This window comes from Amycolatopsis iheyensis, assembly GCF_024703995.1.
Taxonomy (GTDB): Bacteria; Actinomycetota; Actinomycetes; order Mycobacteriales; family Pseudonocardiaceae; genus Amycolatopsis; species Amycolatopsis iheyensis.
Map to the genome: position 1 here is coordinate 158,535 of NZ_JAMXQV010000023.1, position 13,719 is coordinate 172,253.

The 13,719-nt window shown below is 70.9% G+C and carries 13 protein-coding genes; 12 read left to right on the forward strand and 1 reads right to left on the reverse strand.

Features of this window, described 5'->3' with window-relative positions; all coding sequences use genetic code 11:
- Nucleotides 1–98 precede the first annotated feature (98 nt).
- The 6 genes from M8542_RS35940 to M8542_RS35965 all read left to right on the forward strand — a co-directional run bounded on the left by M8542_RS35940 (nucleotide 99) and on the right by M8542_RS35965 (nucleotide 7,590).
- A complete protein-coding gene (locus M8542_RS35940; protein WP_257924783.1) occupies nucleotides 99–1,319 on the forward strand; it encodes an HNH endonuclease signature motif containing protein in 1,221 nt (406 codons plus the stop codon).
- Between the two features lie 694 nt (nucleotides 1,320–2,013).
- Entirely contained in the window at nucleotides 2,014–3,891 is a 1,878-nt protein-coding gene (locus M8542_RS35945; RefSeq protein WP_257924784.1) for an FG-GAP-like repeat-containing protein, read from the forward strand.
- Nucleotides 3,892–4,046: 155 nt separating this feature from the next.
- Nucleotides 4,047–5,798: an arabinofuranosyltransferase AftB family protein gene (locus M8542_RS35950; RefSeq protein WP_257924785.1), complete on the forward strand. Its 1,752-nt coding sequence runs from the start codon at nucleotides 4,047–4,049 to the stop codon at nucleotides 5,796–5,798.
- A gap of 111 nt (nucleotides 5,799–5,909) precedes the next feature.
- Nucleotides 5,910–6,614 carry a S1 family peptidase gene (locus M8542_RS35955; protein WP_372508692.1) on the forward strand — a complete coding sequence of 235 codons (705 nt, stop codon included), beginning with the start codon at nucleotides 5,910–5,912 and terminating at the stop codon, nucleotides 6,612–6,614.
- Nucleotides 6,615–6,664: 50 nt separating this feature from the next.
- Nucleotides 6,665–7,108, forward strand: coding sequence for a YdeI/OmpD-associated family protein (locus M8542_RS35960; protein WP_257924787.1), 444 nt, complete (start codon nucleotides 6,665–6,667; stop codon nucleotides 7,106–7,108).
- Nucleotides 7,105–7,590, forward strand: a complete 486-nt coding sequence (locus tag M8542_RS35965) for a nucleotidyltransferase domain-containing protein (protein ID WP_257924788.1) — start codon at nucleotides 7,105–7,107, stop codon at nucleotides 7,588–7,590. The genes M8542_RS35960 and M8542_RS35965 overlap by 4 nt, the downstream gene beginning before the upstream one ends.
- Here the strand turns inward: M8542_RS35965 and M8542_RS35970 are convergent.
- On the reverse strand, nucleotides 7,587–9,005 hold the full coding sequence (locus M8542_RS35970) for a class I adenylate-forming enzyme family protein (RefSeq protein WP_257924789.1): 1,419 nt from the start codon (nucleotides 9,003–9,005) through the stop codon (nucleotides 7,587–7,589). The genes M8542_RS35965 and M8542_RS35970 overlap by 4 nt on opposite strands.
- A gap of 256 nt (nucleotides 9,006–9,261) precedes the next feature.
- Here M8542_RS35970 and M8542_RS35975 point away from each other — a divergent pair, with 256 nt between their 5' ends.
- The 6 genes from M8542_RS35975 to M8542_RS36000 all read left to right on the forward strand — a co-directional run bounded on the left by M8542_RS35975 (nucleotide 9,262) and on the right by M8542_RS36000 (nucleotide 13,448).
- Nucleotides 9,262–9,606 (forward strand): WXG100 family type VII secretion target, encoded by a 345-nt coding sequence (locus M8542_RS35975; RefSeq protein WP_155541946.1) that lies wholly within the window; start codon nucleotides 9,262–9,264, stop codon nucleotides 9,604–9,606.
- A 17-nt stretch (nucleotides 9,607–9,623) separates the two neighbouring features.
- Nucleotides 9,624–9,926 carry a hypothetical protein gene (locus M8542_RS35980; RefSeq protein WP_020644701.1) on the forward strand — a complete coding sequence of 101 codons (303 nt, stop codon included), beginning with the start codon at nucleotides 9,624–9,626 and terminating at the stop codon, nucleotides 9,924–9,926.
- A gap of 103 nt (nucleotides 9,927–10,029) precedes the next feature.
- Nucleotides 10,030–10,416 carry a hypothetical protein gene (locus tag M8542_RS35985; RefSeq protein WP_257924790.1) on the forward strand — a complete coding sequence of 129 codons (387 nt, stop codon included), beginning with the start codon at nucleotides 10,030–10,032 and terminating at the stop codon, nucleotides 10,414–10,416.
- Nucleotides 10,413–11,717, forward strand: a complete 1,305-nt coding sequence (locus M8542_RS35990) for a WXG100 family type VII secretion target (protein ID WP_257924791.1) — start codon at nucleotides 10,413–10,415, stop codon at nucleotides 11,715–11,717. The genes M8542_RS35985 and M8542_RS35990 overlap by 4 nt, the downstream gene beginning before the upstream one ends.
- A 25-nt stretch (nucleotides 11,718–11,742) precedes the next feature.
- On the forward strand, nucleotides 11,743–13,083 hold the full coding sequence (locus M8542_RS35995) for an alpha/beta hydrolase (protein WP_257924792.1): 1,341 nt from the start codon (nucleotides 11,743–11,745) through the stop codon (nucleotides 13,081–13,083).
- On the forward strand, nucleotides 13,080–13,448 hold the full coding sequence (locus M8542_RS36000) for a hypothetical protein (protein WP_257924793.1): 369 nt from the start codon (nucleotides 13,080–13,082) through the stop codon (nucleotides 13,446–13,448). Before M8542_RS35995 ends, M8542_RS36000 begins: the two co-directional genes overlap by 4 nt.
- Nucleotides 13,449–13,719: the final 271 nt, after the last annotated feature.

Here is a 13,719-nt window from a genome sequence, read left to right on the forward strand (position 1 = left end):
TTTGCTGCTGTGGCTGGTGTTCTGTGGTCCGGACGGTTCGTTAACCTGCCACCTGATCGTGTGATGAACTGGTGTTCGAACCCCGGTAATCTTGGGGTGTGGACAGAAACTTCGCCTGGCAAGCCGATCCGGTCGCCCTCGCCGACCGGATCAGCACTCTGCTGGGCGTCGTCCGGACCGCCGAAGCCGAACTCGGGACGCTGCTCGTGGAAATCGAAACCCGCGGCGTCCTGGAACTCTTCGGCTACCGCTCCGTTCCCCACCTGCTGGCACAACTGGCCGACATCCCCAAATCGACCGCCGAGAAGCTCCTCAAGCGCGCCCGGACCATCAATCCCTCCCGCGCTCTCGACGGCGCCCCGATCCCGGCGATCGCTCCCGCCACCGGCTCGGTTGCCGCGTCTGGCTCGCTGAGCAACCCGATGATCGACACAATCGTCGCGACACTGACCCAGATCCCACCCGAGCACCGTGAGGAAGCCGAGCAGAGTCTGCTCAGCTTCGCCGAAGACTCCGGGCACAAGCAGGTCGCGGCCCTGGGCGCGCGGATCGTGGCCCACCTCGACCCCGACGGCACCGCGCCCGAGGAGACCGAACCCGCCACCCCCCAGCGCGAACTCTCCCTCCGCCGCAAGAAGACCGGCATCTGGGAACTGTCCGGTCATCTCGACGACGAGACCGGCACCCGGGCCAGCGCGCTGCTGGACTCGCTGGCCCAGCGGCGCGGCTCGGAGGACCACCGGTCCCCGGCCGAGCGTTACGGCGACGCGTTCTCCGACGCCATCGACCTCGCGTTGAATACCCCCGACCTGCCCACCCAGGCCGGCGAACGAGCCCACGTGATGGTCACCATCCCGCTGCAGAATCTGACCTCCGGCCTCGGCACGGCCCTGCTGGGTGACACCGGCACGATGAGCGCGGCGGAGGCTCGGATCCATGCCTGCGACTGCAGGCTGATCCCCGCAGTCCTCGACAGCGCCAGCGCCCCGCTGGACCTGGGCCGTGCCCGTCGCTTGATCCCCACCCATATCCGCAACGCCCTCTACCTGCGTGACCGCGGCTGCGCCTTCCCGGGTTGCCATCGTCCACCGCGGCATTGCCAGGGTCATCACATCCGGCACTGGGCTGACGGTGGCCCGACGGACTTGATGAACTTGGCGTTGATGTGCGCTCACCACCACCGGTTGCTGCATCGTTCCGGGTGGGAGGTCCGCATCGCGGCTGACGGGCTTCCGGAGTTCTTACCGCCGGTGTGGTTGGACAAGCGCCGACAACCCCGGCGCAACAACCTCCACCAACCGATACCCACCGCAGCCTGACAACCGAACATGGGACAGGCCCGCAGCCAACCGGCTACGGGCCTACACCCACGCGCCCAAGCGGTCGCGCGAAAGAATTGCGAACACCACAAAAAGCGGCTCGCCAAATAAATAGAAATATCCCCTCAGCACCACCCCGAAGAGGGCAGGCTTTCACACACTAACCAACCACCTCGACGGCCGGAATGTGAGGTACATCACCGATGCTTCCGGTAATGCCCCTTCCCCGTCAACGATGGGATCAACGGGCGAACAGCCGTTTCCAGTCATTACCCGGAAACGGACAAAAGCCCGAGAGGGGACCTTTTCCGCGCCTGCGGCCGCCGTCACAGCGGTTGCGACATTCGGCGTATGGACAGGTCAGGCGGGGTCGACTAGGGGAGGAATACCAGGCGGGGAAACGGGGAGCGCTTCTTCACGCCATTCGGCCGAACGCGCCGAAATTTCGGTGAGCGAACACCATGCCGCGTGCATTCCGCACGGTCGGCGAGGACTTCGCCGCCGACCAGTACCGGATCCCGGTTGACCCACCGGAGAAGGACACCAAAACCATGCGCAGCGCGAGAACCGCCCGCCCGACTGCGGTCGTGGTCGCCGACGGCAATCCCTCGCTCGCGAAGCGGCAACGCCCGCGACCGGCGTCACCGCCGCGCCGGACTCCTGCATCGCCAACCCCTGAGAGAAACGGAAACCCGTGATCAACTCCCGAAGAGCCGCCACGGTCTCGGCGGCGGTGGTCGTCGCCGGTCTGCTGGCGGCGGTTCCCGCGAGCGCCGTCCCCGGCGGTGCCGGCACGAACATCGGCTTCACCGCGAAGCTCACCGCGGAGGGACGCGCCTGCAGTGGCGCGCTCGTCGAGCCCGCGCTCGTCCTCACCGCCGCGAGCTGCTTCCCCGACGACCCGGCGGTCAAGCCCGTCACCGTCACCGTCGGCGGGCACACCGCGAAGGTGACTTCGCTGGTCAAGCGCACCGACCGCGACGTCGCGCTGGCCCGGATCGACACCGCGGTCACCGACGTCACGCCGCTCAAGCTCAGCGCCGCCGCCGGCGTGCCCGGGCCGTCCGACACGCTGACGCTCGCCGGCTGGGGGCGCACCGCCACCGAGTGGGTGCCCAACGAGGCGCACGTCGCCGCGTTCACCGCCGCCACGAGCACCGCGACCACCCTCGCGCTGACCGGGGCCGGCGGGGTCGACGCCTGCAAGGGCGACGCCGGTGGGCCGGTCTACCGCGCGGACGGCACCGTCGTCGCCGTCACCGGCACCTCCTGGCAGCACGGCTGCTTCGGTGAGACCGGCACCCAGCAGGGTACGACCGGTGTCCGGGTCGACGACCTGACCTCCTGGATCCGCGGCCAGGCCATCGTCGGCACGGCGAAGGCCGTCGGTCACGGGGTCACGCTGTCCTGGACCCCGGAGGCCGGGGCCACCAGCTACTCCGTCTACGCCAGCCCGAACGGCACGCCGAGCCCGGCCGCGGAACTGCGGGTCGCCGAGACGCCGGGGACGACGTTCCTGCACTCGGCCACGGCCAAGACCACCTGGTCCTACCTCATCGTCTCCTCCACCGGCACGATGAGCCCGGTGTTCTCGGTGACGACCGGCGCGCGGTCGCTGACCGACTTCACCGGCGACGGCAAGGCCGACATCGCCACCTTCACCCGCGGCTCCGCCGGCGACGTCTTCGTGGCCGGCTCGGACGGGACGAAGTTCGCCGGCACCAGCGTCCTGTGGCACGACCGCTTCTCGGTCGGCAGCGAAATCCCGCTCTCCGGTGACTTCAACGGCGACGGCAAGGCCGACGTCGCGACGTTCGCCCGCGGCAGCACCGGCGACGTCTACGTCGCGCTGTCCGACGGCACCAAGTTCGACGGCAACGGCGTGCTGTGGCACGACTACTTCGCCCCCAACGGCGAGGTCCCGATGGTCGGCGACTTCAACGGCGACGGCAAGGACGACATCGCCACCTTCACGCTCAGCACCTCCGGCGACGTCTACGTCGCCCTCTCCGACGGCACCAAGTTCGGCGCCGGCGCGCTCTGGCACGGGGACTTCGGCTACGGCACCGAGCTGCCCGCGATCGGGGACTTCAACGGGGACGGCAAGGACGACATCGCGGTCTTCACCCGCGGCAGCACCGCCGACGTCTACGTCGCGCTGTCCGACGGCACCAAGTTCGTCGGCAACGGCGTCAAGTGGCACGACAGCTTCGCGTGGAACAGCGAGCAGCCGGCGGTCGGCGACTTCAACGGCGACGGCAAGGACGACATCGCCACGTTCACCCGCGGCACCACGTCCGACGTGTTCGTCTCGCTGTCGGACGGCACGAAGTTCGTCGGCAACAGCGTCAAGTGGCACGACGCCTTCGGGCTCGACGGCGAGATCCCCGCGACCGGCGACTTCAACGGCGACGGCAAGGCCGACATCGCGGTCTTCACCCGCGGGACCGCCGCCGACGTCTACGTCGCGGTGTCCGACGGCACCAAGTTCGTCGGCACCAGCGTCAAGTGGCACGACAACTTCGCCTACAACAGCGAGGTTCCGCTGCCCCGGGCGATCACGATCATGTAGCGAGCCGCGCGGGAACGACGGCCCGGGCCGGGGACTCCCCCTGGCCCGGGCCGTTTTCGCTGGTTGGTAAAGTGCGCGCGAGCGGCGCATCGATCATCCGGAGCCGCGAACCCCGTGGTGCGCCCGGGACCTTCGGCCCAAGGAGCTTCCCGCAGATGAGCACGGTCGTCGCCGACGAGACCCCCGCTCCGCCCGTCGACGAGACCGAAGGCGGCGGGCGCGCGCGGCTCTGGAACTGGCTCGCGCTGGGGCTCACCGTCGCCCTGTTCGCGGTGCTCGCCTGGAACCGGCGCTGGATGAGCGACGACGGCCTGATCGTCCTGCGCACGGTCCGCCAGCTGCTCGACGGCAACGGCCCGGTCTTCAACATGGGTGAGCGCGTCGAGTCCAACACCAGCACGCTCTGGACGTACCTGCTGGCGGTGTTCGCCTGGATCCCGGGGCTGCGGCTCGAGTGGCTCGCGGTGGTCATGGGGCTGCTGTGCTCCACCGGCGGCCTGCTCTTCGCCCTCGACGGCACCCGGCGGCTCGTCGGGGCGGCGCGGCCCACGTTCGTCGCGCCCGCCGGCGCGCTCGTGCTGATCGCGCTGCCGCCGTTCCGCGACTTCGCCACCTCCGGCCTGGAGACCGGCCTGATCACGCTGTGGCTGGGCGTCACCTGGTGGCTGCTCGTGCGCCACGCGCGCAACACCCCCGCCGGCCCGGTGTGGGTCACCGCGCTGGTGGTCGGCCTCGGCGTGCTCGTCCGCCCCGACCTGGCGTTGTTCACCGCGGTCGCGGGCCTCGGCCTGCTGGTGCTCGAGTGGCGTGGCTGGCTGCGCGCGGTGGCGTGGGTGGCGGTGGCGGCGGCCCTGCCGGTCGCCTACCAGATCTTCCGGATGGGCTACTACGGCCTGCTCACGCCGAACACCGCCCTGGTCAAGGAGGCCTCCAACACGCTGTGGAGCCGCGGCTGGGCGTACCTGCGCGACTTCACCGACCCGTACTACCTCTGGGTCCCGCTCCTCCTGTGCGTCCTGCTCGGCGGGCTGGCCCTGCTGCGGACCCGGATCGACCGGCGCGTCGCGGTCGTCGTGGCCGTGCCCGTGGTCGGCGCGGCCGCCTTGGCGCTCTACGTGGTCCGCGTGGGCGGCGACTTCATGCACGCCCGGATGCTGCTGCCCGCACTGTTCTGCCTGCTGCTGCCGGTGCTGGTCGTCAAGCTCACCCGGGCCACCGTGGTGCCCGCGCTCGCGCTCGGCGCGTGGGCGGTGGTCGCCGCGGGCTGGCTGCGCACCGACTACACCCCGCTGGCGAAGCCGTTCAACGAGACGCTGGGCATCGCCGACGAGCGGGCCGCGTACGTGTCCGAGAGCCACCACGTCCACCCGATCCTCGCCGAGGACTTCGACCAGTTCACGGTGATCACCCGCCCGATCGAAGCGCTCCTGGCGGCGGACCCGACGCCGTCGGTCTTCGTGCCGGCGAAGGACGGCAGCTGGCACCGGTACCCGTCGTCGAACGGGCACAGCGTCGTCACGTTCTTCAACATCGGCGGACCCGGCCAGCTGCTGCCGCTGGACATGTGGGTGCACGACCCGATCGGCCTGTCGAACCCGGTCGCCGCGCACACCACGCCGTACGCGGACCGGCGGATCGGCCACAACAAGTACGCGGGCATCGACTGGGAGGCGGCCCAGTTCGGTCAGGGGACGTCGCCGGCCGAGCTGGCGGCGCGGGGCGACTTCACGCCGGAGCACCTCGACGCGATCCGCCGCACCCTGGCGTGCCCGCACAACCAGGAGATGCTCGACTCGGTCCGGGCGCCGCTGACGTTCGGCCGGTTCTGGGACAACCTCGTGCACGCGGTCGGGCGCACCGGTCTCCGCTACGACCACGACCCGGCCGTGGCCCAGACCTGTCGCTGACAGCGATTACCCGACTTCGGTAGGTTTCGCGAATCCTTCACGGCTTTTAGTTTGAGCTGGTCGTCCCGTTCGGGACGGATATCCGGATCACCTGGGCCGAAGGGCATTTTCATGCGAATGTCGAGGGCTGTTGCCGCGGTGGGTGCTGCCGCCGCGGCGTTGAGTCTGGTCTCAGCGGGAGTGGCGAACGCCCAGGAGGACATCATCGGCGGGAGCACCGTCTCCTCCGCGCCGTGGGGCGCCCAGATCTACTGGAACAACGTGACGACCTACGGCGGCTTCGAGTGCTCGGGGACGATCATCGCCCCGCAGTGGGTGCTCACCGCCCAGCACTGCCTGAACTCGCCGGGCATGCACGTCAAGGTCGGCAACGTGACGCTGCAGCAGGGCACGAACGCGAACGTCGACCAGCAGAAGGCCTCGCCGAACGGTGACATCGCGCTGCTGCACCTGAGCACCGCGGTGAACACGACCTTCATGAAGCTCGGCACCGGGAACCCGCCGACGGGCTCGACCAACCAGATCTACGGCTGGGGCCGCACGCAGGGCACCAGCCCGCCCTCGAGCACCCTCAAGGCGGCCAACGTGCGCGTGACGGGCACCAGCACCGACGCGTTCGGCGGCCGCGCGATCGCCAGCCAGGGCGTCAACGGCTCGGCGTGGCACGGCGACTCGGGTGGCCCGCAGCTCTACAACGGCGTCCAGGTGGGCGTCTGCTCGACGGGCAACAACTCCGGTTCGAACCCGCAGGGCACGCAGAACTACGCGAGCATCGACTCGAGCCGCAGCTGGATCCGCACCACCGCCGGCGTCTGACGGAGTGTCGCGGGGAGGCCGCTTCGGCCTTCCCGCGGCATACTCGCGCCATGAAGTTCCGCACCCAGGTGCTGCTCGGCGGCAAGACCGCGACCGGCCTGCCGGTTCCCGCCGAGGTCGTCGAAGCGCTCGGCGCCGGCAAGAAGCCCGCGGTCACCGTGACGCTCGGCGGGCACACCTACCGCACGACGGTCGCGAGCCGGGCCGGGCAGTTCCTGCTGTCGCTGAGCGCGGAGAACCGCGAGAAGGCCGGCGTCGCCGCGGGCGACGACGTCGAGGTGGAGATCGCGCTCGACACCGCGCCGCGGGTGCTGGAGATCCCGCCGGACCTGACCGCGGCGCTCGCCGCTGACGACATCGCGCGGGCCCGGTTCGAAAGCCTTTCCTACAGCGCGAAGCAGCGGTTCGTGCTGCCGATCGGCCAAGCGAAGACCGAAGAGACCCGGCAGCGTCGCGTCGCCAAGGTGATCACCGACCTGCGTGCCGATCCATGATGGACGCGGGCACGCTGCTGCGCGTGCTCGACGCCGTTCGCCCGGCGCGGGTGTGGCTGGCCGGCGGCTGGGGCATCGACGCGCTTCTGGGCCACCGGACACGCGAACACCGCGACCTCGACCTGCTGCACCGCGCCGACCAGGAGCCCGCCGTGCTGGCGGCACTCGACGGCCTGGGCTACCGCGAAACCCTCGACCTGCGCCCGGTCCGGTTCGTGCTTTCCGACGGCCGGACCGAACTGGACCTGCACCCGCTCGTCTTCGCCGAAGACGGCTCGGCCACCCAGGCCGCCGACGATCAGGGCGCGACTTTTCCGTACCCCGCAGACTGCTTCGTCACCGGCCGAGTCCTCGGCGTCGAAGTGCCGTGCGTTTCCGTTGCCCAGCAGGTCTTCTTCCACCAGGGCTACGACGCCCGGCCGCACGACCTCGCGGACATGCGCCACCTCCGCGAGGCCTTCGGGGTGACCACCCACTTCTAGTCCACAATGGACTGCCGCAGCGCCGCCTTGTCCGGTTTCCCCGACGGCGCCACCGGAACCGCGCCCACGAACGTGAACCGCGCCGGCACCGCCGCCTCGCCCAGCTCCGCCGCCACCGCCTTGCGCAGCGCGGCCGGCTCGGGTGACCGGCCGGGCGCCGGGACCACGAACGCGTGCGCCGCCTCGCCGGTGCGCTCGTCCGGAACCGCCACGACGTAGGCCTGGTCGACGTCCGGGTGCGCGGCGATCGCCCGCTCGATCGGGCCGGTGTAGTGGATGATCGCGTTGACGATCACGACGTCGCGGGCGCGGCCGGACAGGTGCAGGTAACCCGCCGCGTCGAGATGCCCGAGGTCCTGGGTGCGCACCCAGCCGTCGCGCAGCACTTCGGCCGTGGCCGCCTCGTCCCGCCAGTACCCCGCGAACGCCGACGGCGTCCGCACCCAGATCTCGCCGCCGGCGCGGACGTCGATTTCGACGGCGTCACAAGCTTTCCCGACCGAGCCCGGGCCCTCGTCGGCCCGGCAGACGGTCAGCATCCCGGTCTCGGTCTGCCCGTACGCGTGGTGCATCGCCGGCCCGACCCGCTGGGCCGCCTCGGCCAGCTTGTGCGGCGGCACCGGGGAACCGGCCACCATCAACATCCGCAGCCCGCTCAGGTCGACGTCTTCGGTGCGCAGCACGTCCAGGACCTGGATCAGCCGGGGCACGGTGGTCAGCGCCGCCGTGATCCGCAGCCGCGGCAGGATGTACGGGAAGTCCGGCAGGTCTTCGGGGATCACGGCGGTGCCGCCGGCGAACAGCGACAACGCCAGCTGCTCCACCATCACCGCGCTCGCGAGCGAGCCGAACAGCAGGTACCGGCCGAACTTCTCGCCGAGCCGCGCGTGGGCGGAGCCGGGTGCCGGCGGCTGCCACACCCGGCCCTCGGTCAGCGCGCGGTAGCTGTAGGCCACCCCCTTGGGGACGCCGGTGCTGCCGCTGGTGAACACGACCGTCGCGATGTCGTCCGGCCGCCCCCGCGGCACCGGCTCGGCGTAGTCCGCCCGGAGCACGTCGTCGAGCCGCAGGACCGGCACCCCGGCGGCACCCAGCTCGACGGAGCCGTCCACGACGACCGCCGCGACGTCGCCGAGGACGTGGCGCACCTGCGCTTCCGGGAGCCCGGCCCGCACCGCGACCGCGCGGCCGCCGAGCACGTGCACGGCGACCAGCGCGGCGAACCCTTCGGGCGTGACCCCGGTGGCGAGCCCGACCCCGTCACCCGGCCGGATCCCGGCGGCCCGCAGGCCGGCGGCACACCGCCCGACGAGCTCCCGCAGCGCGCCGCGGGTGGTGACCCGCGAGCCGAGTTCGAACGCCGGGACGTCCGGGGCGCGCCCCAGCTCGTCCAGCAGTGCCTGCGGGTGGACCATCTCGACCGCCTTTCGCCCGGGGCCTCCGGGTCTACCGGGCGGATCTCAGAATTTCGGCAGAACCGCGCCGACCTGCGGTTTTCCCCGTCTGCCACGGCAGACGCGCGGGCGGGGTGATCCCTGTGGGTATAAAAGCCGTCACCGCGACCGGCAGTTGTGCCGTTTGACCACACCACGCTCTTTTCTAGCGTGAGTTTCACACCGCGCGGACCACCGCGCCAGGGGTTATTCGCTTCAGGAAGGAGGTGGCCCGTCGATGTCCAGTCCGGGATTCCAGGCAGATTCCGCTGCCATGACGCGCGCCGTCCAGGGTTTCGAGGAAACCGCGACGAACGCCAAGTCCACGATGGCCAGCTTGGAGTCCGAGCTGACCGAGGCGCTCCGCAACTACAAGGGTGACCAGGCTGTCGCGTTCTGGGACCTCCAGCGGCGCCTGCAGGAGAAGATGACCGTGGCGGTCAAGGAGCTCGACACCATGTCGCAGCTCGTCCACACCAGCCACCAGAACTACGGCCGCGGCGACGCCGACGTCCACCAGAGCTTCCAGGGGGTCGGCAACACCCTCGAGGGCTCGGGCGTGATCCCCCGCCTCAACCCCTGACCTGAGAGGACTGATCGATGGCCGACGTCGTCGAAATCAACTTCGCCGCGCTGCAGCACAGCTCGGCGTCCCTGGCCGCCAAGGCCAAGGCCCTCACCTCGCAGCTGGAGCAGCTGCACCAGAACCTCCAGCCGATCACCGCGACCTGGTACGCCTCCGGCAGCTCCGCCGGTGACGCGGCCCGCCAGTCGGAGACCCGGCTGCGCCAGGCCACCGCGGACATCGTCGCCATCATCGCCCAGTTCGGCGGCAAGGTCGGCGAGGCCCACGACCTCCAGCAGTCGCTGGAGAACCGCAACCAGGGACTGTTCGCGGGCTGATCCGCGCCCAGACGTCGGTCGGCCGGTGCGGGAAACCCCCCGCTCGCACCGGCCGACCGGCTTTCCCACTGTCAGAGCGTGCGACCCAGAGAGCCGGGACCCGATGCCAGACCAGTCGTACTACGTCCACCTGGAATCGCTGAAGGACTTCGTGCGGGAGCTGGAAACCCAGATCCACGCGATGGCCAAGCCGAACGACTTCCTGCTCACCCTCGGCCAGGAGCCGCTGCTGTTCGGCGAGTTCGGCGAGGCCGGCTCGCTGGCCGAGGCCCACCGCGCCGCCGTCGCGGAGATGCAGGGCGTGCTCGACCAGGTCCGCAGCGCGATCGGGTTCGCGCAGGACGTCACCACCACGGTCGCCGACGGCTACCAGCACGCCGACGAGGCGGTCGCCGGAGACCTCCACACCTCGGGCGCCGTCACCGGCCTGCTCGACCCCGTGCTCGGCCTGCTCGGCCTGGGCGACTCGGACGGGAGCCGCAAGGGATGACGAACACCGCGCACACGAACTTCGCCGCGTACAGCCACCAGCAGCTGTACGCGATGCTGCAGGCGGGTGACCCGAACAGCGCGCGGCACGCCGCCGACAAGTGGAAGTCCGCCGCGCTGCACCTGCACGAGCAGGCCCACAACCTCAACGGCGAGCTGACCGAGTTCAAGGACCAGTGGACCGGTGGCGCCGCCGATCAGTACCAGCACATGATCGTCGACCTCGCGAACGGCATCTCGAAGGTGGCGCAGACCGCCGAAGCGATGAACGTGATGCTCGACGACGCCGCCGACGCGCTGGTGAAGGCCAAGAAGGAGATGCCGCCGCCGGTTTCGGTGCCGGACGTCTCCCCCGCCGACGTCGCGCTCGCGGTCAACCCGCCGCTGCTGCCGCCGGACGCCTCGCCCGCCGTCATGCAGGCCGCGGCGCAGCAGCGCCAGCAGGCCATCGCCAACGTCGAGGCGCAGCAGTCCGCCGCCAACGCCGCGGGCAACGCGCACGGCAAGGCGATCGTGGTGATGACCCAGCTGGCCGGTGAGTACACGGTGGCCGAAGACTCGATCCCGGCGTCACCGAACGCCGTCGAGACGCCGACCGCGCCGCCCGCCGGCGGCGGGGCCGGGAGCGCCGGTTCGCCCGGGCTCGTCGGCAACGGCGTCACCGACCCCGGCGTCGTCGTCACCCCGGGCGACGGGCACCCGCTGCCCTCGACCGGCACCCCGCAGCAGCCGGGGACGACCGTGCCGACGTCGAACCCGCTGTTCGGCGACATGTTCACCGCCGGGCTCGCCGCGGCTTCGGCCGCCGCGTTCGGCCGGTTCGGGTCGATCATGCCGAAGGTGCCCGGGTGGGCGTCGGGCAAGGACCCCAAGGAGAACAAGGACGAGGCGCCGGGCACGAAGCTCGGCGGCGGTGGCGCCGGCGTCGAGGGCGGGGCCGGTGGCGGCATCCCGATCGGCGGCGGTGACGCGCCTTCGCTGGGCGGCGCGGGCGGCATTCCCGGCGGCGCCGGCATCGGCGGCGGCGCGGACGGCCCGGCGGCGCACTCCGGCCTGGCCGGCGACGGCGGCGCGGGCAACGCGCTGAGCGGGCTCGCCGGCGGCGCGGCCGGAGCCGCGGCGGCGTCGGCGGCCAAGGGCGCGATGCCGATGATGCCCATGATGCCGATGGGCATGGGCGGCAGTGGCGACATGGGGTCCGGGCGCCGGATTCCCGCGTGGCTGGTGGAAACGGAGAACGTCTGGGGTCAGTCGGCCCCGGTCGCGCCTCCGGTGATCGGCGAAGAGCCGGAAGCGTACTGAGTCACTCTCTAGTTGGAGGCGGGCCGTGACGGCTGCTGGATACCGCGTCGCCCCGGCCCGCCTCGACCAGGTGGCCGGCCAGTACGGCACCCTCGCCGAGGCACTTTCCTCGGCGCAGCGGGCGGTTGCGGGTGAGAAGGTGCCCGCCACCGCGTTCGGCCAGGTCGACGAGGCCAAGGCCGCGGCCAAGACGTTCGAAAAGACCATGACCGAGCTGGGTTCGAAGCTCGAGTCCCAGGTGTCGCACCTGCAGACAGTCCAAAACGGACTGACGGCGTCGGCGGCGGGTTATCGCCGCACCGACGCGCAGATCGCCGCGATGTACCGGGCCCTGCTGCCCGAGGATCCCCTGCCGCCCGCCGGAAACCCCGCGGGCATCGGTGGTTCGGCGGACACCGGCGCGTGGGCGCAGGCGATCGCCGCCAACCGGACGAAGGTGTCCGACGCGCTGACCGCGGAACGGACCCGGCTGGCGTCGCTCACCGACGCCGACGAGATCGCGCGGTCGCAGTCGCGGATCAAGCTGTACGAGGACATCCTGGCGAACAACCGGCAGATCCTGAAGTTCGACCCGGCGGGCAACGGCCGGATCGCCGAGCTGGTCGGGCACATCGAGCCGGGCACGCGCAACGTCGGGCTGTTCGTCCCCGGCGTCAACACGCAGATGTCCAACTTCGACGCCTACGCCGGACTCGGGCGCAGCCTGGTGGCGGCGGACCCGACCGGGCGCACGGCGATGGTCGTCTGGGCCGACGGCGTGTTCCCGCAGAACCCGGTGGTGCAGGGTCCTTCCGCGAGCTACGCGGAGGCGATGGCGCCCGACCTCAAGCACTTCACCGACGACCTGCGCGGCGAGATCGCGAGCCACGCCGGCTCCGACGTCGCGCTGACGGCGATCGGGCACAGCTACGGCGGCGCGACGGTCGGGCTGGCCGAGACCCAGGGCCTCGACGTCGACCGGGTGCTGCACGTCGAGTCGGCGGGCATGGGGCACGGCGTCTGGTCGCCGGCCGACCTGCCGGCGAGCCAGGCGGGCGTCCAGCGGTACTCGATGACCGCGCCGCTCGACCCGATCGAGATCGCCCAGGGCAACGCGTGGGGCCTGGAGTGGACCGGCATCGGGCACGGCGCGGACCCGGACACCTTCCCCGGCGTCACCGATCTGGAGACCGGGCGGTCCGCGTCCGGGGACCAGCTGTGGGGGCTGTCCTCGCACAGTGACGTGCTGAAGCCGGGTTCGGAGTCGTGGACGAACATCTACCGCGTCGTCACCAGCGGTCCCACGACCCTTGACGGCACCTTCCAGCCGGATGGCATCCTGGAGCACGGCGTCGAGTTCCTGAACGACGGGGGTGTGCTGCGATGACCGCGTCGGACCTGGACCGCTTGGCGGGCGAGCTGACGGACGTGATCGACAGCGTCGCGGCGGTGTTCGGCCCCACGGCCGACCGCACGGTCGACGGCGAGCTCGACTGCGACCCGACCCGCCCCGGCCAGGTGCGGTGCTGGCAGTACGGCGTCCGGCTCGACCACCCCGGCGAGCCGGAACGCCGCCTGACCGAGGTCGTCCGCCCAACGCTGGAACAGCGCGGCTGGCAGGCCCACGACCGCAGCACCCCACGCGAGCTGATCGCCCGCTTCAGCCGCGAAGGCGCAGACTTCACAGTCCACATCACCCGAGCGGGCAACGCGGTGGCAATAATCGGCTCAACCCGCCCAGTCCCCGCCTGACAAGTCCACCCGTGATGCCCCTCCAATCACGAGTGATGCCTCCCCAATCACGCGAGATGCCCTTCTGATCACGCGAGTTCCGCCTTCAATCACGCCAGTTCCGGCTTCAATCACGCGAGTTCCGGCGAACCGACCCTCCAGGTAGGGTCTGTCAAACGAGCGGTGTAACTCGGGTTGAAAGGATCTACTTGCGTCCGGCGGCCAGGCGGCCGTCGAACGCGATCTCGAACGCGTTCAACGCGGGTTTCCAGCGCATCGTCCAGCGTTTGCG